The organism is Arcicella gelida (assembly GCF_034931025.1).
Lineage (GTDB): Bacteria > Bacteroidota > Bacteroidia > Cytophagales > Spirosomataceae > Arcicella > Arcicella gelida.
This window is the reverse complement of sequence record NZ_JAYGIL010000006.1, coordinates 98,001-122,991: the sequence shown is the minus strand read 5'-3', so window position 1 is coordinate 122,991 and position 24,991 is coordinate 98,001. Positions and strand designations below refer to the sequence as shown.

18 protein-coding genes and 1 tRNA gene are annotated in these 24,991 nt (G+C 33.2%); 12 read left to right on the top strand and 7 right to left on the bottom strand.

Annotated elements, in window-relative coordinates:
- Positions 1-31: 31 nt before the first annotated feature.
- The 4 genes from VB776_RS06720 to VB776_RS06705 all read left to right on the top strand — a co-directional run bounded on the left by VB776_RS06720 (position 32) and on the right by VB776_RS06705 (position 4,989).
- Positions 32-394 (top strand): hypothetical protein, encoded by a 363-nt coding sequence (locus VB776_RS06720; RefSeq protein WP_323327298.1) that lies wholly within the window; start codon positions 32-34, stop codon positions 392-394.
- Positions 395-1,079: 685 nt separating this feature from the next.
- Entirely contained in the window at positions 1,080-3,329 is a 2,250-nt protein-coding gene (locus VB776_RS06715) for a sensor histidine kinase (RefSeq protein ID WP_323327296.1), read from the top strand.
- Complete coding sequence (locus VB776_RS06710; protein WP_323327294.1) at positions 3,329-4,306, top strand: hypothetical protein; 978 nt, start codon at positions 3,329-3,331, stop codon at positions 4,304-4,306. Before VB776_RS06715 ends, VB776_RS06710 begins: the two co-directional genes overlap by 1 nt.
- Positions 4,303-4,989, top strand: coding sequence for a hypothetical protein (locus tag VB776_RS06705; protein ID WP_323327291.1), 687 nt, complete (start codon positions 4,303-4,305; stop codon positions 4,987-4,989). Before VB776_RS06710 ends, VB776_RS06705 begins: the two co-directional genes overlap by 4 nt.
- Positions 4,990-5,016: 27 nt before the next feature.
- Here VB776_RS06705 and VB776_RS06700 read toward each other — a convergent pair whose 3' ends face one another.
- On the bottom strand, positions 5,017-6,540 hold the full coding sequence (locus VB776_RS06700) for an N-6 DNA methylase (RefSeq protein ID WP_323327289.1): 1,524 nt from the start codon (positions 6,538-6,540) through the stop codon (positions 5,017-5,019).
- Positions 6,541-7,056: 516 nt separating this feature from the next.
- Here VB776_RS06700 and dinB point away from each other — a divergent pair.
- Genes dinB through VB776_RS06685 form a run of 3 tightly spaced genes read left to right on the top strand, consistent with a single transcriptional unit; the run spans position 7,057 to position 11,836 of the window.
- The gene (gene dinB, locus VB776_RS06695; protein ID WP_323327287.1) at positions 7,057-8,223 is read left to right on the top strand and encodes a DNA polymerase IV; all 1,167 of its coding nucleotides are present in this window, start codon (positions 7,057-7,059) and stop codon (positions 8,221-8,223) included.
- Positions 8,223-11,153 carry a DNA polymerase III subunit alpha gene (locus tag VB776_RS06690; RefSeq protein WP_323327284.1) on the top strand — a complete coding sequence of 977 codons (2,931 nt, stop codon included), beginning with the start codon at positions 8,223-8,225 and terminating at the stop codon, positions 11,151-11,153. Before dinB ends, VB776_RS06690 begins: the two co-directional genes overlap by 1 nt.
- A 32-nt stretch (positions 11,154-11,185) precedes the next feature.
- Complete coding sequence (locus tag VB776_RS06685; protein ID WP_323327282.1) at positions 11,186-11,836, top strand: SOS response-associated peptidase; 651 nt, start codon at positions 11,186-11,188, stop codon at positions 11,834-11,836.
- A 50-nt stretch (positions 11,837-11,886) separates the two neighbouring features.
- On the opposite strand, the gene VB776_RS06680 is transcribed toward VB776_RS06685, so the two are convergent.
- The 3 genes from VB776_RS06680 to VB776_RS06670 all read right to left on the bottom strand — a co-directional run bounded on the left by VB776_RS06680 (position 11,887) and on the right by VB776_RS06670 (position 13,999).
- On the bottom strand, positions 11,887-12,285 hold the full coding sequence (locus VB776_RS06680) for a hypothetical protein (RefSeq protein ID WP_323327280.1): 399 nt from the start codon (positions 12,283-12,285) through the stop codon (positions 11,887-11,889).
- An 84-nt stretch (positions 12,286-12,369) separates the two neighbouring features.
- Entirely contained in the window at positions 12,370-13,605 is a 1,236-nt protein-coding gene (locus tag VB776_RS06675; protein WP_323327278.1) for a phage integrase SAM-like domain-containing protein, read from the bottom strand.
- 309 nt (positions 13,606-13,914) lie between these two features.
- A tRNA-Ser gene (locus tag VB776_RS06670) sits at positions 13,915-13,999 on the bottom strand.
- 478 nt (positions 14,000-14,477) lie between these two features.
- Here VB776_RS06670 and VB776_RS06665 point away from each other — a divergent pair.
- Together VB776_RS06665 and hemF are read left to right on the top strand one after the other, a co-directional pair.
- The gene (locus tag VB776_RS06665) at positions 14,478-17,072 is read left to right on the top strand and encodes a penicillin-binding protein 1A (RefSeq protein WP_323327276.1); all 2,595 of its coding nucleotides are present in this window, start codon (positions 14,478-14,480) and stop codon (positions 17,070-17,072) included.
- A 67-nt stretch (positions 17,073-17,139) separates the two neighbouring features.
- Positions 17,140-18,033, top strand: a complete 894-nt coding sequence (gene hemF / locus VB776_RS06660; RefSeq protein ID WP_323327274.1) for an oxygen-dependent coproporphyrinogen oxidase — start codon at positions 17,140-17,142, stop codon at positions 18,031-18,033.
- A 19-nt stretch (positions 18,034-18,052) separates the two neighbouring features.
- On the opposite strand, the gene VB776_RS06655 is transcribed toward hemF, so the two are convergent.
- From VB776_RS06655 to VB776_RS06645, 3 genes are all read right to left on the bottom strand, one after another.
- On the bottom strand, positions 18,053-18,505 hold the full coding sequence (locus tag VB776_RS06655; RefSeq protein ID WP_323327272.1) for a helix-turn-helix transcriptional regulator: 453 nt from the start codon (positions 18,503-18,505) through the stop codon (positions 18,053-18,055).
- Positions 18,506-18,700: 195 nt separating this feature from the next.
- Positions 18,701-19,111 (bottom strand): hypothetical protein, encoded by a 411-nt coding sequence (locus VB776_RS06650; RefSeq protein ID WP_323327269.1) that lies wholly within the window; start codon positions 19,109-19,111, stop codon positions 18,701-18,703.
- Between the two features lie 93 nt (positions 19,112-19,204).
- Positions 19,205-20,299, bottom strand: coding sequence for an o-succinylbenzoate synthase (locus VB776_RS06645; protein ID WP_323327267.1), 1,095 nt, complete (start codon positions 20,297-20,299; stop codon positions 19,205-19,207).
- A 343-nt stretch (positions 20,300-20,642) separates the two neighbouring features.
- On the opposite strand from VB776_RS06645, the gene lpxK reads away from it, so the two are divergent.
- The 3 genes from lpxK to miaE all read left to right on the top strand — a co-directional run bounded on the left by lpxK (position 20,643) and on the right by miaE (position 24,648).
- The gene (gene lpxK, locus VB776_RS06640) at positions 20,643-21,698 is read left to right on the top strand and encodes a tetraacyldisaccharide 4'-kinase (RefSeq protein WP_323327265.1); all 1,056 of its coding nucleotides are present in this window, start codon (positions 20,643-20,645) and stop codon (positions 21,696-21,698) included.
- Between the two features lie 90 nt (positions 21,699-21,788).
- On the top strand, positions 21,789-23,804 hold the full coding sequence (locus VB776_RS06635) for a putative porin (RefSeq protein ID WP_323327263.1): 2,016 nt from the start codon (positions 21,789-21,791) through the stop codon (positions 23,802-23,804).
- A 226-nt stretch (positions 23,805-24,030) separates the two neighbouring features.
- Positions 24,031-24,648: a tRNA-(ms[2]io[6]A)-hydroxylase gene (miaE, locus tag VB776_RS06630; RefSeq protein ID WP_323327261.1), complete on the top strand. Its 618-nt coding sequence runs from the start codon at positions 24,031-24,033 to the stop codon at positions 24,646-24,648.
- The last annotated feature ends 343 nt before the right edge of the window (positions 24,649-24,991 follow it).

The window sequence follows — 24,991 nt, the reverse complement described above, 5'->3', positions numbered from 1 at the left end:
ATATCCGGCAGAATAGCCTTAATTAACATTCATGAATCTTGAGGTGCATCAGACTTTATCCACCAGAAAGGTTACAAGATGGAAAAAGCCTTACATTAAAAGGAAAAAAAATAATAGATATATGAAAAAAAGCTACTTAATTGGCTATGATTTAAATAAATCAGGTCAAGATTACACAACCTTAATTGATGAGATAAAAAAACTTGGTACTTGGTGGCACTGTTTAGACAGTACTTTTATAATCAAATCCTCATCAACAGCAGTGACAATTAAAGATCACTTAAAAAAATACATAGATTCGAATGATGAATTGTTAGTCGTAGCTTTGACAGGTGAAGCAGCTTGGACTGGCTTTAACTCCGAATGTTCAGAATGGTTGATAAACAATCTTTAAAACGATTGCGTACTTCGAAAGAAGCTTCGTGTTGTTGAGAAATTAGTATTCAGTATTCCGATTACTAAGGTTAATAATTGCTTTATTGAAAAAAAATTGGTAAACCATATTTATGAGCTTAACCAAACTATACAAGGCATTCCGTTCTATTTTCCAAAGTAAACTACATTTGGTTTTTTATTCATTTTTAGGCATATTTATACTTTTTAGCGGATAAAACAGGTATTTATACGCTAAAAAATATGAATTGAAGTAGATAGATTTGCGAAATTGCGTTGAAATATTAATGAAAAAGCAAAGTTTAAATTGTTTTAATGATTTAATTCCTAATGTATTCAATTTTAAACAAAGAATTATATTTCTCCATACATACAAACTAGAAAGTTATACGAAAATAATAGGTATATTTTGTGATGGGAGTTTCATAGAGAATTAATATTATCCAATTTCTATAATGAGATTAGAGTTCAAAGGAAGTATCAACATTGATATTTAGTAATTAGTATAAATATTAATTGTAGATTCTTATTCTAATATATTCAACAATCAAATGATAGTTAGTGGTGGTTAATCTTGGTAGTCGTAAAGCTTTAGATGTTGAACAATTTCTAATTGCTAGTAGTGACTATATATTTCGTTAAATAAACGATTTTTATATCAGAGTGTTTTTGTTAAATATAAATACATGCAAATACTTAATTTTACTGTTGACAGTGCTTTACTTAGAGAGCTAGGTGAAAAACTAGTAGAAACTGTTCATCTTGCATTGATTGAGCTTGTAAAAAATAGTTATGATGCTGATGCTACTGAGGTTCAAATCGTTTTCACTCAAAATGTAGAAGGGAAATCGGAGATACATGTAATTGATAATGGTAAAGGTATGAACTTTAAAACGCTCCAAGATTACTGGATGCGTATTGCTACAAATAACAAAGAGAATGTTTCCGTTTCACCTATTTTTGGCAGACCTTTAACAGGAGCAAAGGGTATTGGGCGATTTTCGTGTAGACGTTTAGGAGGATATTTAAAACTAATAACATCGGGTACCGAGAATAATCGTTCTGTGGGTTTTCAAAACGAAATACAATATACAGAAGTTGATTTCCCATGGTTAGAGTTTGAACCAGGTACTGATGTAACAAAAATTGAATGTAGAGGTCAAACAAAAATATTACAAAATTCTTCAACAGGAACGATATTAATTATTAGAGAAATTGCAGATGAATGGAACCTTAGAGGTTATAACTGGTTAAAAAGACAACTTTCTGTTTTGTCAGCAAATACTGGTACAAAACGAGAAGGATATGTGGAAGACCCAGGATTTACTGTTAAAATTTTAGCACCTGATTTTGAGGGAGGAGTAAGAGATATTCGTGAAGATTTTATGGAATCTGGCTGGGGAACTTTGAGTGCTTATATAAATGATGACAAACAAATAGTATGTGATTTAAATGCACTTGGCCTTGGGAAAAAATCAATAATTTCAAATATTAAACTTACACATCTAAATGATGTGAGTCTAAAGGTGGCTATTTTTGTTGATAAGAGAGACCAAATGAGAGATACTTCTCTATTATCATTAGACAGTTTAGAAAAAATATTACCTGAATGGGGTGGTGTTCAAGTACGATTTAGAAACTTTAGGGTATATCCATATGGTGATGATGATTGGTTAGACATAGATAAAGACCGTGGTTTGAGAAAAGCATCTCCTAAAAACCAGCTATTAGCTTTTGCACAAAAATTGCAAGGTGTTGATGCTTCACGTTCTTTACTAAACATGATGTCAATGAGGAGTTACATGGGAAATGTTGTAATAGGTGAAAAAGCGATAGGGTTTGAGATGAAGCTAAACAGAGAGGGTTTTGTAGCCTCTGATGCGGTAGATGAATTGAAAATTTTTGCTAGGTTTGCCATTGATTGGTCAACTATTCTAAGAGATTACTACCTTAGACAGCAATCGCAATTACAAACTCAGAAAGCACTTTTTGAGTTTGAAGACGTCCTTCATAGAAAAATAGAACCTATAAAAGCAGTTGAAGCTGCTGTAAACTACCTTGAAAGAGAAGTTCAATTAATTACAAAGACATTACCAGAAGGTGAAAGAATTGAAACTGAAAAATCTTTTCTTAAGGCTACAGAAGTAATAAAAAGACATAATGAGTCTAATAAAGCTGAACTTTTACATTTACGATTAGTAGCTTCTACTTCAACATTATTATTGATCTTCTCACATGAAGTAAAATCATTACTGGGACTATTAGAAGATAGTAAAAATTCCTTAAATAATATTAGAAAGGATGTCAATGAAAATAGTAAAGAGAGTCTTCTAAAAATTGCAGATGGATTTGAAAATTTGAAAGAGAGACTTAAAGAGTTATTGGGTCTAACATCTTTGGTAGGAGTAGACTATAGAAAAGCTAGAGCTGGTAATATTGCTCTTAAAGATAGAGTTATTAAGGTAGCCAAAGTTTTTGACCTTATTACAAAAAAATATAATATTGAAATTAGGTATAATGATATACCTAACAATTTAGTGGTTAAGAATATTTTAGAAGCTGAATTGTATTCGATTTTACTTAATACCGTATCAAATTCAATCAAATCTGTAATTGCTGGGGGAAACCAAAGGGTAATAAATGTCCAAGCAAGTCGTGAATCGGGATTGAATAAGATATTAATAATGGATACAGGTCTGGGAATTGACGAATCAAATTATGAGGAAGTATTTATCCCATTTATATCAGACCCTACAGGAAATTTGTATAATAAGCTTGAACAACAGATAAATCCTGAAGATTCAATTATGGTTGGTAGTGGTAGTGGGCTTGGACTTGGAATTGTTAAAGAGATAATTTTGGCTCATGAAGGAAGTATTAAATTTATTAATCCATTTGAACAATGGAAGGCAGTATTAGAAATTAAATTAGCATAATGATGAAATTTATTTGGATTGACGATAATCCTGAAAGAATAATAAGCTCGAATAATTTAGCAGCCTCTTTAGAGATAAAGTGCGATTTTATTGACGTAAACAAACAAGATGTAGGCGAAATAATACAAAATCTTTTGAAAGATGAAGAACCTGAGCTTATAATCATTGACCATAATCTAATCGATTCAATACCAAATACGAATCTGATAAAAAAAGGGTCTTCCGCCGCATCAATTATTAGGCAACAATGGAAAGAATGTCCTATTGTTTGTTTTACTGGAATGGAGCCAAGTATTGTTGATAGTCAAGAAAAAAATATTTATGAAGAAATGTATCCAATTGAAAATATTTCTAATTATTATGCCGAAATTCATTCTATTGCAACATCTTTTAATGAAATAAAACGTAAGAAACCAGAGAGCATAAATTCACTTTTAACTCTCTTAAAATGTCCAATAATTGACCAAGAAAAAGTAAAAGCAATAATTCCTAAAAATCTAAAAGAAAACTTTCATGATGGTGGACTAATTATTGAAATTTCTAATTGGGTGAGAAAAACACTTATGTCTCGTCCAGGATTTCTGTATGATGAACTATGGGCAGCTACTTTATTGGGGTTAAATGAAACTGGATTTGAAAAAGTAAAGGATACTTTTGAAAGGGCTAAGTATACTGGCATCTTTTCGAATGATAAAAATCCTCGTTGGTGGAAGTCTGAATTGATAAACATTCTAGGAGAGAATGTAAATTCTCCAGGTTTACCATCCCATAGAGGCCGTTTGCTTGAGAGAATCACTGAAGATGATTATTCAAAATGTCATGCCACACAAGAAGCATTTCCTGAGACAGTTGCATTTGTTGATGAATCAAGAGATTCTGTCGCAGTGGCCATAAAACTCAGGGAAACTATTTTACATGGAGGTTATGAAAAATTATTATATTTTGATGAAATACGATTAATGGCACCTTTACAATGAAAATAAATACTCAATATCCGCCTTTTACGGATTTTAAAAAAAATGAATTTAAAACCCTAGAATATATACAAGCAAGAGGTTTTTTCAATTCATCATTCCAAGATTTAGCCACGAACTTATACAATAGTTATTCTTCTTATAAAGGTGTCGACTTTAGTGAAAACTCTTTTAAAATTCACATAAGTTTTCATATGGTTGTGGAAAAACAAATTCACAAGGTAATTTTAGGAGCAAACATTATTGGCGAAGAGGGCATCAACTCTTATTTTCTAGCTCTTTGCGATGAGCAAGAACAACAATTAATAAGAAAATTCCATTTTGATTATGCTCTTCCAGAAATTACTACCAATCAAAGAGTACCTATTTTTCATTTACAGTATGGAGGTAAATCTACTCAGGAAATGTTAGATGATGGTTTAGAAGATACCAAATTAGATAACTGGCTCTCTATACCAAGATTAAGTTTTGCTCCCATGAACCTAGCATTATTACTTGATATGATTTTATGTGAATTTACCAATAATGATGCTGTACAAATCCATGAAGCCCCAGAATGGAGAGACTTAATTTATAAAAACGAGAAGTTTTTGTACGAACAATATTTTAATAACTTACATAGTCACATGAATTCTTTGAGACATAATAAAAAATATTTAATTAGAGATTTTCATTATGGTCAATAAAAACAAAAAAACACTTAATTTGAATATTTAGAATAGAAATGAATCAAGGAACTTTTTTGCTATTTTGCTTGCATCATCTAGCTTACCTGCTTCAATTTTTAATACTAGCTTTTCAAAAATTATATCTAAGGATTTTTTGAAAGAATTTTGAAATTTAATGGGAATTAGTACTGGAATTTTGACAGCATCACTTGGCTCATATTTTAAGATATTATTTCCATATTCTCGAGCAATTGATAGAGTTTCATTACTTAAAAAATTACAAAACATTTGTATTGCAATAAATCTAATGATATCACTCCTTTCTAGGTAATCACTTTTTAAATACAATCTATGAATCGAGTTTGAACAATTTAGGGCTTTGTTTTCATTCTCGATTAGACGTGGAAGTTTTTGAGCAAAATATGTGAGAAAAGCATCAGGATTTCTAAAGTCATCATATCCAAAAGGATGAGTACGCTTTTGAAACGTTACATTAGAAATTACATCATTGGGAATACTCTCAAGTAAGCATTTATATAATTCATAATTACTCTTTTCTAAATTAACGCCATCTATAATGTATGAAGCTGTATCTTTAACTTGTAAAAGAGTAGATTTATTTATTGTTATATTTTTAAGTTGCTTCCCCTTTGTTATTAAAGGGTAAACATACTCTGGGAAATAAGGGCTTTTTTCAGCATCTTTTACTTTAAGAGTGAGTAATTTAGTTGCTCCTATAACTATTCCTATTCGAACTTCAAATATATCTCCAAGCTTCATGAGTTTGAATTTATTTGAGATAGAAAAATTAGTAATTGTAGGTTCAGGTCTATTTATAAACTTATTCTTAGCTAAATCAGCGAGAGCATTATTTAGAGATTCATAATTAAATATTTCCAACCCCAAAGGGGTCTTTTCGAAACCTTCACAGAGTAAAATACAAGTTTTTTCATGAGTGCCTGATTCATAAAAAAACCTTTCTTTAATACGCAATAATTTCACCGATGAAAACAAACTTGATATTTCAGCAAGAAATATTTTGCCATAATCTGTGAAATATACACTATCAGGAACAATCCAAGCCATTTTACCATCTTCTTTTAGAAAATGTAGGGAATGGACTATAAAATAAACCCACAGGCTTGACCTCTTATCAATTATTAATGTTCTAAATTTTATATTTTCTAAAACCTCTTGACGGTACTGTAAAGGAAGCTTGTTTATTGGTAAAAAAGGTGGGTTTCCAAGAGTAGCTGTTACTTTATTCGGGAGGTCATTTTGTTGTGATTTGAGAAAATCCTTATGTAAAAAATTGTCGCCAGACAAACCTTTTTCATTGAGTATCCTAAAAGCATCACTATCAATATCATAGCCAAAGACATTTTCTAAGGGATTTTTACAGTCAAGAGATTTTAGTCTATTAATAGATGATACCAAAAAATTACATCCTCCAAAACTGGGTTCAAGAAGAATATCTGATTTATTTAATATTGCCCAGTTACATAGTGCATCTGTAACTAAATTAGGAGTGTAAAATGCTCCTAACTCTTTCTTCCTACTTATCGTCATTCAATGTTGAAACCATTTAGAATATTTCAAAAATACAAAAATACAAAAATACAAAATGGTTCTTTATACCAATCTATAAAAAAACTAACTAAACTGATTTAATTTTTAGTCCTAATTAAAATATTTTCAAATAATAGTACAAATATTCTTTTTGAGTTCCTTCAATATTCATACTACAATATTGTCATAGCTAAATACCAAAAGAATTTGGGTAACCGATTAGATTCGTAAATTTGTTTTAGCATTATTCAGCAGCCTAAGTTCCTGAAACAGTTTAGTAACCCCAAAAATGATTCTGAATCGAACCATTTAGGTATTGAAACCACTTTTCTCAAGCATTAAAAAGCCCATCAATTGATGGGCTTTTCTCATTTTAAGGCATTTGAATTAACTCATTTTGAATACTTTTTTTATTCATTTTGGCGATTATTTAATATTTGAACAATAATTTTATTTATATTGTTGGCTAATACAATTAAAAATGAATAATATTTGTATTCATAAAGAAAGAAATTAATGAACGATAAGGCAATTGTACACATGGATTTGGATTGCTTTTTCGTGGCAGTAGAAAGATTGCGTGACTCACAATTAGTAGGGAAACCAGTAATTGTGGGTGGGCAGTCTGACCGAGGCGTTGTTTCTGCTTGTTCTTATGAGACTCGTAAGTTTGGCGTTCGTTCTGCAATGCCTATGAAATTAGCACGTCAGCTTTGTCCAGATGCCATTATTTTGAGAGGCGATTATGAAGCTTATTCAGCACATTCAAAAATGGTGACTGACATTATTACTGAAAATGCTCCTGTTGTTGAAAAAGCTTCAATTGATGAATTTTATGTTGATGTGACTGGTATGGAGCGTTTTTTTGGTACGTGGAAATTTGCCTCAGAATTACGCCAAAAAATTATCAAAGAAACAGGTTTGTCAATCTCAATGGCATTAGCGACCAATAAAACTGTTTCCAAAGTAGCAACAAATGAAGTTAAACCAGCTCGACAAATACAAATATTACAAGGAACAGAGAAAAGTTATTTAGCTCCTTTAACAGTTTCAAAAATTCCTCTAATTGGAAATGTTACTTCGCAAACTCTTAGAAATATGGGTGTAACTCATGTAGGAACATTGAGCCAAATGCCTCTCAAATTATTAGAAAAAACCTTTGGTAAAATAGGCAAAACGCTTTGGGAGCGTGCGAATGGAATAGATTTTACTCCTGTTGTTCCCTATCACGAGCAAAAGGGAATGAGCAAGGAAATGACTTTTCAACAAGATACTACTGACGTTAACCTATTGAATAACCTTTTTATTACTATGACCGAGCAACTTTGTTATGACCTTCGGAAAAGTGGTCATTGTACAGGTTGTATTTCTATTAAAATAAGGTACTCCAATTTTGATACCCACACCAAACAACTTAATATTCCTATCACCTCTGCCGACCACGTATTAATTAAAGCCTCACTCGACCTTTTTCAAAAACTCTACGACCGACGATTGTTAATACGCCTAATTGGAATTCGATTCACGAAACTAGTTAGAGCCTTAGAACAACTTAATTTATTTGATAATAGCACCAAAGTTGTCCCATTATATGATGCGATGGATAGAATTAGAGATAAATACGGCAATGATGCTATTGGCAGAGCAGTGAGGATAGATAAAAAGAATAAGAGGATTTCATAATGTACTTAAATTGTCATTCATTTTTTAGTTTACGATATGGCACTATTTCAATCGAGTTATTGATTGAAACTGCTATTGCTTTGAATATCAAAACGTTGGCTTTGACGGACATAAACACGACAAGTGGCATATTTGACTTTGTGAAGCTTTGTCAAAAAAATGATATAAAACCTGTAGTAGGAGTTGAGTTTAGAAATGATGATGAGCTACTTTATGTTTGTATCGCCAAAAACGTAAATGGTTTCTCCGAAATAAACTCATTTGCTTCCACCTTCAAATTAGGTGAAAAGAATTTTCCACACAAAATGCCTGAATTTGTAAATGTTATTGTGATTTACCCATTAAGTAGAAAGTCAGAAGCAAGTGCTAATCACTTAATTGGAGTACCCATAAACGATATTTCCCAGCTTTGGAAATACCAACAAGATTTATCCAAATTTGTGCTTTTGCAACCTGTTACATTCTTGAACAAGCAAGGTTTTAATTGTCATCGCTTACTCAGAGCCATTGATAAAAATTGCTTATTAAGTAAATTACCAAAGACGGCTGAAGCAAAAGAAACAGAGCTTTTTTATAGTCCTGAATACCTAAAAAATACCTTTATAGACTTTCCAAGAATCATTCAAAATACAGATGCAGTTTTAGAACAGTGTAATTTTGAGTTTGATTTTCATCCAATAAAAAATCGTCAGGTTTTTACCACAAGTAAAGAAGATGACTTACAACTATTAAAAAAAATAGCATACGATGGGGTAATTTATAGGTATGGTAAGCATGATAAATTAGCCAAAGAGAGGGTTGAAAAAGAACTGAAAATAATATCTGAGTTGAATTTTGGGGCTTACTTCTTAATTACTTGGGACATTATCAAGTATGCAAGAAGCCGAGGTTATTTTCATGTTGGGCGAGGTTCTGGGGCAAACTCAATAGTGGCTTATTGTATTGGAATTACCGATGTTGACCCTATAAGTTTAGATTTATACTTTGAGCGTTTTATTAATCCACATCGAACAAGTCCCCCAGATTTCGATATAGATTTTTCATGGGATGAACGAGATGAAATCATAGATTATGTATTCAAAAGGTATGGTTCTCAATACGTTTGTCTTCTTGCTACTTATGTAACATTCAGAGAGCGTTCTGCTTTTCGTGAATTAGGGAAAGTATTTGGATTGCCAAAAAGTGAAATTGATGAATTAGCCAATCCACGTTCCAATATTGATATTAGTAAATTAGGAGAATGGGGGCATTTAATCGTTAAGTATGGAAAGTTGATTGAAGATTTCCCCAATTATTTAAGCATTCATGCAGGAGGCATACTTATTTCCGAAATTCCACTTTCATTTTATACGGCATTAAACCCAATGCCCAAGGGGTTTCCTATATCTGAGTTTGATATGTATGTAGCAGAGGATGTAGGTTTTGCAAAGTTTGATATTCTAAGTCAAAGAGGGCTTGGGCATATTAAAGAGGCAGTAGATATAGTCTTTAAAAATCAAAGAATTAACGTCGATATTCATGCCATTCAAGCTTTTAAAGATGACCCTATTATTAAGGCTCAGGTTAAGGCACATGAAACGATGGGTTGTTTTTATATTGAGTCGCCAGCAATGCGTCAACTAATTTGGAAGTTGCGTTGTGAAGACTACATTACTTTGGTAGCTGCCAGTTCAATTATTAGGCCAGGGGTTTCGAGTTCAGGTATGATGAAAGCATATATTGAACGCCACCACGACCCATCAAAAGCATTTTACATACATCCTAAAATGAAGGATTTATTAGAGGAAACCTATGGCGTAATGGTTTATCAGGAAGATGTAATTAAGGTAGCGCATCATTTTGCAGGACTGACATTAGCAGAATCAGACGTATTAAGACGAGCAATGTCAGGGAAGTATCGTTCACGTGCTGAGTTTCAAAAGATTGTCGAAAAATTCTTTCAAAACTGTAAAGCTTTTGGCTATGATGATGATGTGGCAAAAGAAGTTTGGAGGCAAATAGAAAGCTTTTCGGGCTATTCATTTTCAAAGGCTCACTCTGCCAGTTATGCGGTTGAAAGTTACCAAAGCTTATATCTTAAAACCTACTTTCCTTTAGAATTCATGGTAGCAGTAATTAATAATTTTGGTGGATTTTATCGTACAGAGTTTTATATCCACGAAGCAAGGCGTTGTGGAGCAATCGTCGAAGCACCTGACATTAATCAAAGTAATTACCTAACACGCATTGAAGGAAATACAATTTGGTTAGGTTGGGTACATATCAAGAGCTTGGAAATGAAAGTCATAGAATGGGTTTTAGCACAAAGAGAACATGGCTTTTTTACAAGCTTCGATGACTTTTGTAGAAAAGTACCAGCAGGTTTAGAACAAATTACTCTGTTGATACGTGTAGGAAGTTTTCGTAATTTAGGGTATCAAAAGAAGGAGCTACTTTGGGAAGCTCATGCTAAACAAAACACCAAAAGAGTTTTTACGATTTCCAATGATTTGTTTGAATTGGAAGATATACATTATGAATTTCCAGTACTCTTTAATAGTAAAATTGAGGATGCTTATGATGAGTTAGAGATTTTAGGCTTTACGCTAAAAAATCCCTTTTCACTACTCTATAATCCTCCAAAAGTTTTTTTTAAAGCGAGTGACCTTTCATTTTTTATAGGCAAACAAGTAGCTATTTTAGGTTACTTAGTTACCCTAAAACCTACACGAACAAAGAAAGGAGAAAGGATGTTTTTTGGCTATTTTACCGATATAAACGGAGAATTTTTTGACACAGTCCACTTTCCAAAGTCTTGCGAGAAATTCCCCTTCAAAGGCTCAGGAATTTATCATTTAAAAGGTAAAGTAATGGAAGAGTTTTCACATTGCTCCATTCAGGTTACATGGATGGAAAAATTACAAATACTTGCAGACCCACGAATGGAATAAATATTATATTCACAGATAAAAATAATAAGAAGATGTGTTACCATACATTACTCGAAAGCAAGAAAGAAAAGTTAGAATTAGCCTTTAAGGCTGAATTCTATGAAGGTACAGAGTATGAGCCAAAATTATTGGTAAATGGATTTGATAATCCAAGAACTCCAATAATCATGAATGATAACCCTAGATTAATTGCGAATGTTTATTGGGGTTTAATACCTCATTGGGCATCAATTGAAAAAGCAAAAACTATTAGAAAAAAAACACTAATTGCTAGAGCTGAATCAATTAGTGAGCTTGCTTCTTACAAAGATTCTGTTAATAGACGGTGCTTAGTTATTGTTGACGGATTTTACGAAAAAAAAACAGAAAATAAGAAAGAAAACAGCATCAATTATATATTAAGATTAAAGGATGAAGATTGCTTTGCAATCGGCGGAATTTGGAGTTTTTGGAAGAATCCTCAAAAGCAGAGTAGTTACATTAGGTCGTTTGCCATTATTACAGTCCCAGCAAATCCTCTGATTGCTGAGATACAAAAAAATAATCAAAAAACTGAAAAGCGAATGCCACTGATTATTCCAAAAAAGCATTATCAAGATTGGCTAAATCCTGAAGCAAAAGATTTGGGATATATTATTAAAACCTTTGATGAGAGATTGATGGAAGCAAAGGTTGTATTTTAGAAAAAGGAGGTTAAACTTAAACTAACCTCCTTTTAAATGAATTTGAATTGCTATTTATCAGTTTTGATATTATACCCCTTCCCTAAAACAGAAGTGTTGTAATTAACATAAGTAAAAAGAATAAGAGGTATAAAAAACCTTTTGGTTTCATATTTCGGTTGCAATATACCATCTACTTGGTTTTGTTTACAAGCCTGCAAATAAACTCGTTCTCTTCTTGTTTCCTCTGATTTCCCTCCGAAGGGGATAAAAAGAAACCAAACTTTACTGTAAGTTTTGTCAGATTCTACGTTTTTACCTACAATGATGTCTTCTTTTTTGAGGTTTTGGATGTTAGCAGCTTGGTCGATGGTGTTAACACCCTGACCTACTCGGTTATGATTTACTGAAGAACAAGATGATATAAACAGTGCAATAATTGAACTTAGGACTATAATTGACTTTTTCATTTAAGTTTTATATTTAAGGGTAAAAAATGTTGTAAAAGTATTTTGATTTATATAAATATTTTAGCGTAAAATTACCTGTTTTGTTTATTGATTGTTTCTTTTCATTTCAAGAATCACTCTTCTTTCATCTGGTTTTGCATATCTTTTTACATACTTTTCGTTCTTAATCCCTAATAAAACCATTAAAGCCTCATTAGTCCAACCCTTAACGTTCAAAAGCCAGTCTGATAGTGTTTTACGTCCTGCTTTAACAGAGATTTTCAAAATTAACTCTTCAGGAAACCCTAATTCATCTGCAATTAGTTTTAAAGTATCGTTCATTTTTGCATTTGATTTTATTGGGATATTTTGCCAACCACCATACTTTTCAATTATTTCGTGTACTTCCTGAAAGTATGGTACTTTAGCTGTAACAGTTGTTTTTACACGAGCTTTGAATAACCACTTTTCTCCATCAATACCTTTTCTCTCAGCTTTATTAATATTTGAATCATTTTGTGTGTTTTTGATAATTTCTTTAAGGTCGGCATAATGGAATCCAGTCCTACAATAAAGTACAAATACATCTGCTACTTCTTGCTTAGCCTTTGTCCGAAATTTATGATTTTTCAAAATCTCAAACTGGTCTTGAGTTAAAAAGATATTTTCATCTGGTTCGGGTTCTTTAAACATTATATCATAAATTGGAGTATGGTGGCATTGCTTTAAGTTTTTGAAACCCCATTTGGCAACTTGTTTAACCACTTGGCATCTTTTGTGTACAGTTAGTGGTGCAAAGGCTTGGATGTTTTTCATCCAGCTTCTGAACTTCCTCAACTTATTTACATCAAATTCACTGATTTTTAGGTTTAATTGTTTTTCATAAATAAAGAAATTCAGTAAACTATCTCTAACATTTTTATACTTTGTTAAAGTGCCTTTGCTCAATTCTTCTCTTTGCTCCAATGGGTCAGGTTCTTTGATTGCAATTAGAAACATATCGAATACTTCTATAAATGAAGGCTCTTTTAAATCAACTTCATTTTCACCCACCTTTAAAATAGCCTCTTTGAGCATTTTAACATTAAAGCTTTTTTTCTTTCGTAACAAATCGTTGTAAGCAATAAAAATGTCTGATTCGATTGTTGCTAATATTTCATTTTTAATTGAGGCATTAGGAGCATTACTTCTTACTCTCTTTTTCTCAATATCCCAATCTTCTGTAGCAATTTTGATGTTTGTTGAACCTAATTCTAACCTTTCTCCATTGTAAGAAATTTTCGTGTAGATTTTTGAAAAATTAACATCTTTACATCTGTGGCGGATAAACAGTATTTCCATACGGTGTCCAAGTATTTTTTTTGACTCATCGGTGATTAATTTTATGTAGTTTAATTCTCAAATATTAAGAAACTATTAAATTAAGCACCGAAGCTTTTTGTGAAAATATTTTTCTTTCATCAAGTGCCACCAGTCAAAACTTTAGTGCCACCAAAAGTGCCACCAACTTGAAAGGTGTTTGTACAAGCATTTGAAAATGATATTTTGAATTTTGGGATGGGAATATTGCTTTGAATGGCTTAAAAGCAAAAAATCCTACCGTTTGGGTGGTAGGATTTCTTAGGAGAAAAAGAATATTTTCTGTGGATGTAGAGAGTGAGGGATTCGAACCCCCGGACCTGTTACAGTCAACAGTTTTCAAGACTGCCGCAATCGACCACTCTGCCAACTCTCTTCGTTTTTGATGATGCAAAATTAGTGCTTTCTTTCTTTTTGTGCAACTTTTACGCAAAAAAAATATCAAAAAAAATATTAATGAATGTAAGTCTGGCTGATTATTAAGGAGTTAATCTGAAAAAAAAGTATCATTTTTTTTTGAATAACTATTTTAAATGACGTTCAAGAGCTTTTTGAGTTTGTTTTTTTTGAATTATCTCTTTTTGGTTCTGAAATGTATCGTAATCTTAATCTAGTTTTTGACGATGAATAAGTACCTACAGAAAAACACCTGTCAAGTAACTTAGGGCTTTAATTTATGTAAAAAAATAATCAACAAAATATTATCAAATTGATTCATCAAGTAAATCTCAAAAAACAGACTTAGGAATCCATTTTTAATGATAAAGCTTTCAATTTTCTATCTTGTTTCACTCCTTAATCTAAAACTTTTGTCGTAAATTGTCGCCTATTTTAGTTTGATAAATAAGTACACGATGAACAAGATAAAACAACTCATTCAAAATCTTAGTGTTATTATTCAAACAGCACTGTTGAATTCTCTGCATTTGCTTTGGCTTCAAATAGATAAATTGTTGGTAATAATATTGGGTGAAGAACAAGTACAAATACTTTATAAGCGCCTCGATAGTATAAAGGCTTATTTTTCAAATACAAAACAAAAAATTAGTCAAAGTTTTGATAAAGAATCTGCTTATTATAAACCGATACGAACACTTTGGAAATCATTTGCATGGACAGTATTGGCTGGAGTTTTCTATATTTTTTGTATCCAAACCAACTTTTTGTGGTTAACTGGCGAAATGCCTTCGGTAGGAGAATTGCAAAACCCTAAGCTTTCTCAATCATCAGAGATTTATTCAGAGGATGGCGTTTTGATGGGTAAGTTTTTTCAAGAGAATCGTACACCAATTAAAAACTATAAAGACCTTTCTCCTTTTTTGGTAAAAGCATTAGTCGCTACAGAGGATGCACGTTTCTATCAACATTCAGGAATTGACTTTAGGGCTATTTTTGGTGTAGTGGCTGGAATTGTTACTGGGGCAAGTGAACGTGGTGGCGGAAGTACAATTACGCAACAATTAGCCAAAAACCTTTTTAAAACTCGTAAAAAAGAAGGTGTTGCCAAAAAAGGAGTATTTGGCTATGTGCCAGTTTTGGGCAAATTTGTTATTAAAACGAAAGAATGGTTAACGGCAATTAAACTTGAAAGATATTATACCAAAGAGGAAATTATTTTATGGTACTTGAATACCGTTGATTTTGGAAGTAATTCTTATGGTATAAAAGTAGCGGCTAAAACATACTTTAATACTTCGCCAGATAGTTTAAATGTGCAAGAAGCAGCGGTATTAGTTGGAATGCAAAAAGCAACCAATACTTATAATCCTAGAAGGAATTATGATAAATCTTTGAGAAGAAGAAATACCGTTATGTCGCAAATGGTGAAGTATGGTTATTTAACAAGAGTTCATTATGACTCCCTTTCAAAATTACCAATCAAATTGAAAGTCAATGAGGAATCCCCATACGATGGCTCAAGTAATTATTTTAAAACAGCCGTAGCAAAAGCATTAAAAGAATGGGCGGATACAAGTGATGTTGACTTGGATTTATATAGAGATGGACTGAAAATTATTACTACGGTCGATTCAAGAATGCAAATTTATGCAGAATCGTCTGTTCAAGAAGGGATGCGAGCTTTGCAAAAAACTTTTGATAATCATTGGTCTGGGAAAAATCCTTGGTCGGACGAAAAAGGAAATGAAATTCCGGGATTCATCGATACTGTTGCCAAAAGAACTAGCTATTACAAAGCTTTGGCAGCAAAGTATAAAAACAACTCAGATTCCATTTGGCATTACATGAAAAATGTAAAACGAAAAATGTGGGTTTATTCAAGAAATGGTTCTGGAGAAGAACAAATGACGATGAGTGCCTACGATTCTATTGTTTACTACAAGCGTTTTTTACAAGCTGGAATGATAAGTATGGATCCATTTACTGGTCATATTAAAGCTTGGGTTGGTGGTTTAGATTTTCAATATTTTAAATACGACCACGTTAATCAAGGACGTCGTCAACCTGGTTCTACTTTCAAACCTTTTGTTTATACTACGGCTATTGATGGGCCAAAAGACATGTCGCCATGTACACAAATTAAAGATGAACCTTTTGAAATTGAAGTAGAAGAAAAAGGCGAGAAGAAAATCTGGCGTCCACACAATGCCGATGGGCGATTTACTTATACTTCTATGTCGCTACGAAGGGCGATGGCTCGTTCTATTAACTCTTGTGCAGCTTGGCTAACGAATGAAGTCGGTCCCGATTCTGTGGTTTATTATGCTCATAAAATGGGGATTAAAAGTCCATTGGCGGCTGTTCCATCCATTGGGTTAGGTTCAAATGATGTTACTTTATTCGAGATGGTGGGTGCTTATGGATGTTTCTTGAATGAAGGAATTTATACACAGCCAATGTTGGTCGTTGAAATTCAAGATAGAAATGGAAATACGATTCATACTTTTGAGCCAGAACGCCATCAAGCCATTAGAAAAGAATCTGCTCAGTTAATGAGATACATGCTAGAAGGTGGTTTGGAAGAACAAGGTGGTACTTCACAAAATCTTTGGTCGTTCAAAGATTTATTTGCTGGGAAAGACCGCTACAAATCTCGTTTCGCAGGAAAAACAGGAACAACGTCTAATCATTCAGATGGTTGGTATATGGGTTTAACCAGTAATTTAGTGACAGGTACTTGGGTTGGTGGTGATGACCGCTCTATCCACTTTAGGAGTGGGGCTTATGGCGAAGGTTCTAAAACGGCATTGCCACTTTTTGGCCGATATATGTCTAAAGTTATTAAAGACCCAAGTCTTGAAGGCTATCATCCTGTACCTTTTGAAAAATTAGATCCAAAGCGAATTACTAAGACTTTTAATTGTACAGTAAGATTTGCGGCTGTAAATGATTCAACTAATTCGGATAGTAATTATGTTAGGTCGGATTCGCTCGCACCTGTAAGGTCACCAAATGAAGCAAGACCTGATTCATCGGGTAGAGGAAATTAATTCATCGGAAAAATAACAAGAGCATCTAAAGGATATTTGGATGCTCTTTTAAATAAATTATAAAGTTATGACTAAAGAAAGCATCTCGGAATACTTCAAAGAACTGCAAAATCAGATTTGTACTGCCTTAGAAAATGCCGATGGAAAAGCAACTTTTCATGAGGATGTTTGGCAACGTGAAGGCGGCGGTGGCGGAAGAAGTAGAGTTATCCAAAACGGAAATGTTATCGAAAAAGGAGGAGTAATGTTTTCTGCTGTTTGGGGAGATTTACATGAAAAAATGTTAGCCTCAATGGGCTTAACTGAAAAGGTTGATTTTTTTGCAACGGGAGTATCTATCGTTTTGCATCCAAACAGCCCTAAAGTACCCATTATTCACATGAATGTGAGGTATTTCGAGATGTCTAACGGAACGTATTGGTTTGGTGGTGGTATAGACCTTACGCCACATTATGTTGTTGAAGAAGACGCAGTTTGGTTTCATCAATACTTGAAATCTGTTTGTGACCAACACGATGAAAGTTATTACCCTAAATTTAGAAATTGGGCTGATGATTACTTTTTCAATACACATAGGAATGAAACTCGTGGGATTGGTGGAATATTTTTTGATTATCAAAAACCTAGTGAATCACGCAATAAACAAGATTTATTTGGCTTTGTAAAAGCTATCGGAGAGTCTTTTGCACCGATTTATACACATTTCATGCAAAAGAATAAAGATTTACCGTTTACTGAAAATGAAAAAACATTCCAAATGTTACGCCGTGGACGTTACGTTGAATTTAATTTAGTGCATGACAGAGGAACGAAGTTTGGGCTTGAAACCAATGGGCGAACAGAATCAATCTTGATGTCGATGCCGCCAATGGCACAATGGGTTTATGATTATAAAGCTGAGAAGGGTTCGGAAGAAGAGAAAACCTTAAGTCTTTTAAAGAAGGGAATTAACTGGGTTTAGAGGCAACTCTAAACCTTTTTTATTGATGACGAATTTTTTCTTCGAGTAATTTGATTTGAATTTGTAAAGATTTTATTTCTGAAACTTTACTTTCAAGCAATTGTTTTAGCAATTGCAATTGAATTCCCAAACCTTCTATTTGTTGGTGAAGTAATTTGTTATGAAATTCTAATTGCTTGTAAGGATTACTAAAATCGTTAATATTATCTTTTGGTGTTTCAACTTTAATTTGTTGATTTTGTTGTAGCTCTTCAACCGAAATCACAGAAAAATCTAGTTTCTGTAAATTATCTAAATTGATTCCGAAGTAATTACAAATCGCATCACAAACATCCAAAGAAGGGAAAGTATGCCCATTTTCATAATCAGACAAAGCACTTTTACTTACATCCAGTATCTTGCCTAATGCTTCTAACGTCAACTTATTTCTTTTTCTCAGAATTCTGAGATTGGCACTAAACTTACTTTCCATTTAATCTTTGTATTTATTATGGCAATTTAAGGTATTGATAGGATGTTCGTAAAATTAATAATTTGCTTAAATGGGTTTTTGGTATTTTCAAACCAGAAAGGTCTCCGCAACATCTTTCGCAGAGACCTTTTTGTTTCATTATTCAACTAAAGTACATGCTTTGGTAGAAAAATTCAATTGATAGCTCCGAAGATATTACTCAGCATCTGCTGACCATACAATTTTTTTCTTTTTACCAACCACTAAAACAATTCTAGTAGGGCTTGGTAAAAGCATCAATCTTGCATTGGCAATTGGATTTTCTTCTAATTCTACTTCAACACCAGCATCAGCACCTACTTCAATACCACCATCGCTAGTTTCTTTGAAAGAGCGAGCTAAATAAGCTGTTGGTAAAAGTACATCAGACTCTGGACAATATTCTTTGTGAATTTCTTGAAGAATACTTTCTAAAAAGTCGCCGTATTTATCATTAAAATCATCTTCTAAATCGTGAAGTGCTTCTTCTACATCATCATAATCACGATGGTCGTAACCCATTTGGCTAAGAGCGATTCGTTTTTCAAACAAAGAAAGAAGTTCTTTATCAAGTTCCTGAATATTCATTGAATTAAATTTTGTAATTGATATATGATACAAAATTGCAAAGTCCTGCGTTGAATCTCAAATTTATCGGCAAAAATTTATCTTTTTAAAATCCTAAATTAAGAAGCTCAAGGGAGCTAAATCCCAAGCTTGTTGTGGATTATGTAAAATTTTTCCATCACTAATTTCTAATGGCGAAGCGATATTATTATGGTAAAGTTGTCCAGTTCCTAGTCCTTGCGGCAATGGATTGTTGAATTCAGCCGTAAATTGTGTGATGGCATTCAAACCAACGTTCGATTCTAAAGCTGAAGTAAGCCACCAACCAATTTTTAAACGATTGGCATTTTCAATCCATTCTCTACATTGTTGAAAACCGCCAACTAAAGTAGGTTTCAAAATAATGTACTGAGGCATTATTTTTTTTAGCAATTTATATTTTTCAGTGTATTCACGAACGCCAATGAGTTCTTCATCCAAGGCAATTGGAATAGGCGTAACCTTGCAAAGTTCTGCCATCAAATCCTCATTTCCTTGGCGAATAGGCTGTTCAATTGAATGCAATTGATATTGAGAAAGTCGTTGAAGTTTTGGTAATACTTCATCAATCGAAAAGGCTCCGTTGGCATCTACCCTTAACGTAACTTGTTGTGGCGTGTAGCGTTTTCGGATATATTCTAATAATTCACACTCTTTATCAAAGTCTATTGCACCAACTTTTATTTTGATGGTATGATAGCCAGCTTCCAACTTTTGGTCAATTTGGCGAAGCATAAAATCTTTACTTCCCATCCAAACCAATCCATTGATGTCAATTTGGCGTTCAGCTTTGGCAAAAGCATTGTTGAAAACTTTTCGTTTTCCACCGTTCATCAAATCAAGCATGGCGGTTTCAAAACCGAAAACGACAGATGGGAAAGATTTTTCTAGTACTTGTTCAAGAATGATGTTTAGGTTCCAAGGATAAACTTCTAATTCAAGCGTATTGAAGTTTTCGCAGATACCTAAAAGCTGTAATTCAAAATCTGGGCGGTCGTCAATACTGAGTCCTTTCAGTGGGGCACACTCACCTAAGCCGAAAACCGTAGGGTTGTCAGAGTCAAAAATCTTAATGAAGTAACTATCTTTGTGCGTCAACACACCTCGAGACGTTCCTGCCTCGAATTTAAAATCTAGCGTATATTTTGCAAAGACAGCTTTAAGACTCATTTTCTGGTAAGCCCAATTTTTTAAAAGAATTTAGCAATAAGATTGATACCGAAATAAAATAATTTCAGCAATTATTTTACATTAATCGTCTGATTGTCTGTGTATTAATGGTTCTGGAAAGATCTTCTGTGAGACAAGTACTCCGTTAAAGTATCTTAAAAGGGAGTTGAAATTAGTAAAAAGTCAGAACTCTTTATGAATTTTGCATTGTAAAATTTTTATTTTTTGTGAAAACTGGAAATTAAATAATTTTTTGAATTTGATTTTAAAGAAAAATAAAACCATAATCCGAACAATAGCTAATATTTTGCTGACAGCTCATTTTATTCTTAATGCTAAAAATATGCGTTTTCTTCTTTTACCTTTTTCTTGGCTTTATGGTTTGGTTACCGATTTTAGAAATTACTGTTACGATAATCAGTTTTTTAGCGTGAGTACTTTTGACAAACCGATTATCAATGTTGGTAATTTAACTGTTGGCGGAACAGGGAAAAGTCCACACGTTGAATATTTAATTCGATTACTCAAAAAGGATTTTAGCATTGTTACGTTAAGTCGTGGCTATGGTCGAAAAACGAAAGGTTTTATTCTGGCTGATAAAAATGCTACAGCCGAAACAATTGGAGACGAACCCATGCAATTTTATAATAAGTATAAAAACGAAGTAAATGTTTCGGTTGGGGAAAAAAGAGCAGAGGCATTAAATGCTATTTTTTCAACATTTCCAGTAACAGATTTAGTGATTTTAGACGATGCTTTTCAACATCGTGCTGTCAAACCATCTTTGAATATACTCTTGATGGATTTTTATCGACCAATTGATAAAGATTTCACTTTTCCTGCTGGAAGACTCCGTGAACGAAGACATGGTGCTAAAAGAGCAGATATTTTAATCGTCAGTAAATGTCCCGATGATTTGCTAAAAACCGATCAGCAACAAATTGCGAGTAAAATTACTCCGTACCTGTCAGCGGAAACGCCCATTTTTTTTACTGGAATTCGTTATGGAGTTCCACAAATAATGAATAAAAATTCCAGCAAAGATTTTGCTGAAACAGTATTGTTGGTTTCGGGAATTGCCAGACCAGAAACTTTTGAAACATATTGTCGGCAACATTTTAAAGTAACACAACATTTAATTTATAAAGATCATCATCATTTTACAGATAAAGATTTGGACTTTATTCTTGAAACTTTTCATAAAATTCCTTCAACAAATAAAAGTATTTTGATGACAGAAAAAGACATGGTTAAATTTCAGATTTTTCTGGAAAGTGAAAAATCGGAAGGAATTCCAATGTTTTATTTACCCATCGAAATTTACTTTCTGAATGAAAGCGGAGAAGTATTTAATGAATTAGTATTGAAAAACTGTAAACCATCAAAAAGTAAAGCCTAAATTAGTAGATAAAAGACTTTTATGTTTTTTGAGTCATTTCAAGCCAAATCCGTTTGACCCTCTTTCGCCTTTTTTATTTAATTTTGCATCGTGAATTTCAAAAGATATATCCTAACATTTTTAGGGCTTCTTATTTCGGAAGTCTTATTGGCTCAGTTTCCTACTTCTGGTTTTGGTACAGGAACGCAGTCAAACAATAATTTTCCACAAGGAAAAACAACAGATAAAGCTAAAAGTACTACAGGAAGAGCAGGCGTAGATGACTCAACAAAAGTTATTTATGGCCCAACTTCTACCAAGTACTTTTTAGAAGAAGACGTTTTTAATAATCGGAAAAAGCTTTATACGATTGATACGACAATTGGCGAAGGACATAATTTTAATTTTGTTCAACGTTACAGAAATATGTACCAAGATTTAGGGAATATTGGTACAGCCATTCGTCCAATCTTCTTTCAAGCACCCGAACAAATCGGAACGATGCTTGGCTATGATGCGTATTCACTTTATTCTTTCAAACCAAGTCAAGTGCGGTATTTTAATACTCGTTCGCCTTTTACCAATTTGGTTTATGTAACTGGCGGAAATACGCAAGATTTATTGCAATTTGAATTTAGCCGAAATGTTGATTCTTTGTGGAATTTTAGTGTCAATCTACAAAGAATTGTGACTAACAAACAATTGGTAACGAGTTCTACTTCGACCAATAAAAATGCCTTGGGTCATTGGGATTTTATGATTCATACCAATTACCAAACCAAAAACAAAAAGTATCAATTGTTGGCTTATGCCAATTTATCAGACCATAATTCAAACGACGAAGGTGGTGTTTTACCACAAGGTAGAAGCTATGATTTGATACTTCAACAAGGTAATAATGCCGCTATTTTGAATAATGCTGCTACCAGAGATAAATTTTATAATCTTCATCTTTATCATGAGTATGTTGGATATAAAGCTTTTCAGGTGTATCAAGTACTTGATTATCAAACCAGAAAAGTGCAATTCAGAGATCCAGATTATGTTGCGAATTGGACGAACGGATTTTACCCAATTGCTTATGATACTTTAGGCAAAGCTTCTCGTTACACCACAGATGCCGCAGTGACGGCTAAAATGAAGTTAGATTCACTCTATAACGAAAGTCAATACAGTATTTTTGAACATAAATCGGGAATAAAAGGATTTTACAGAGGTTTTAATTATCGTTTGCATTTACGCCAGCGTTTCTTTGGATTTACCAATCCATTGTACAATTATAGTATTAGCAGAAATGAAAACTTTTTGGGCGTTTGGCTGAACCAATACTTCAAAGACAGTACTAGGGCTTTTGCAGAATTGGAGTATTTATTAACAGGAAGTGATTTTAAATTGAATGTAGAATTTCAAGGAAAATGGCTAAATATTGGCGGAAAAGCCATGTCCACTTCGCCAACTTTGGTACAGCAAGTTACGTTTAATGATGGTTTTCGTTGGGATAAAAATACTACAGCTTTCGTGACTGACCGTGGTATCAGTAACAATATGCAAACTTATCATGCTTATGCTTCGGCAAGTCCTAAGTTTGGAAAATTGACGCTTCGACCAAGTGTAGATATTAATTTAATCAACAGTTATATTTATTACGATACCTTGTCTTTTGTAAAACAGGCAACAGAAGATATTGCTATTTTTAGGGCTGGTTTGGGAATGGACTTCCGAAAAGGAGTATTTTCTACCATTTCCCAATTGTACTTGACAACGACAACTGGACCAGATTTAATCAGAATTCCAAAGATATTTGCTAGTACTCGTCTAGCTTTTGATTTATTGTATAAGAAAAAGCTCTTTATCCAAACAGGTTTGGAGCTTCATTATAAATCAAATTATTATGCCGATGCTTATATGCCAGCCATTCAACAATTTCATTTGCAAGATAGACAAATGATAAATGGTTATTTGCAAGCGGATGCTTTCGCCGATATGCGTATCAACAGAGTGCGTTTATTTTTCAAATTTGCCAATGTAGCTCAAGGAATTTTAGGAAATGGATATTACGCCGCTCCAGGCTTTTTAGGAATGGGCAAAACATTTGGCTTTGGCTTACAATGGTTGCTTTTTGATTAATTTTTAGACTTGAAGACTTTAGGGTTTTTAGACGCAAGACAAAAGAGCCAAGAAGCAAGAGATAAGATTTTAGGACTAAAAATCTCCGAAATCAACGGGTAAATTTTTAAAGATAAGAAGAGACAAAAAGTAAAATTAAAGGCTGATTACTGACGACTGGCTGATAGTAGTAGCTAAAAAGTCCGATAGCCTAAAGCTTACAGCCTATCGCCTAAAGCCAAAATATATGACCAACGAACAAAAACAATACGCTACAAAAACGATGTTAGGTTTAAAACTCCCAACAGACCCACGTTGGGTAAATATTGCCGAAAAAAATATTGAAGAAATCTTGATTGACCATGCTTATTGCGAACAAAAAGCAGCTTCGTCTTGCATTTCGTTAATTATTCAGTTTCCTGAAAAAGAAAAACTCAGAGAAGTATTGATGCCTGTGGTTTCGGAAGAATGGGCGCATTTTAGAATGGTAATTAAAGAATTGGATAAACGTGGCTTGGCGTTGGGGAATCCTCGTAAAGATTTATATGTGCATCAGTTGTACGAGGGAATGAAACGTGGTGGTTCTCGTGAAGAACAATTGGGTGAAAGGTTATTTATGAATGCCCTGATTGAAGCCCGTAGTTGCGAACGTTTTAGATTACTTTCTTTAGAAATTTCGGATGAAAGTTTAAGAGAATTTTACCATGAATTGATGATTTCGGAAGCTGGACATTACGTCAATTTTATCGACCTTGCGAAAGAGTACTTGCCTGAAACTTACGTGAAACAACGTTGGAATGAATGGCTGGAAATGGAAGCAAATATTATGAAAAATTTGGAAATGAGAGGGGATAGGGTACATTGAATTGAGGACTTTAGGATTTTGGACTTTAAGACTTTAAGAATAAAGATTTTAGATAGAAGAAGCAAGAGTTTTAGAGACTTTTGGAATTTTAGAGATTGTTAAACTTCATTACAGAATAACCGTTTAAGAGATTTTAGGAATTCTCTTTTTACATATTGTAGCGGCAACCCTTGCGGTTGCCGTTCAGCGTCGAGCAACCGCAAGGGTTGCCACTACAAAGTTTAATTTATTCAAGCAATTTTATTTTTTGTCAGCTTAATGAACTACATTTCATAATTAATAATTCATACTTCACATTTATATTTATCTACAAAAAATGAAGTTTGATAAATCTTCAAATCTT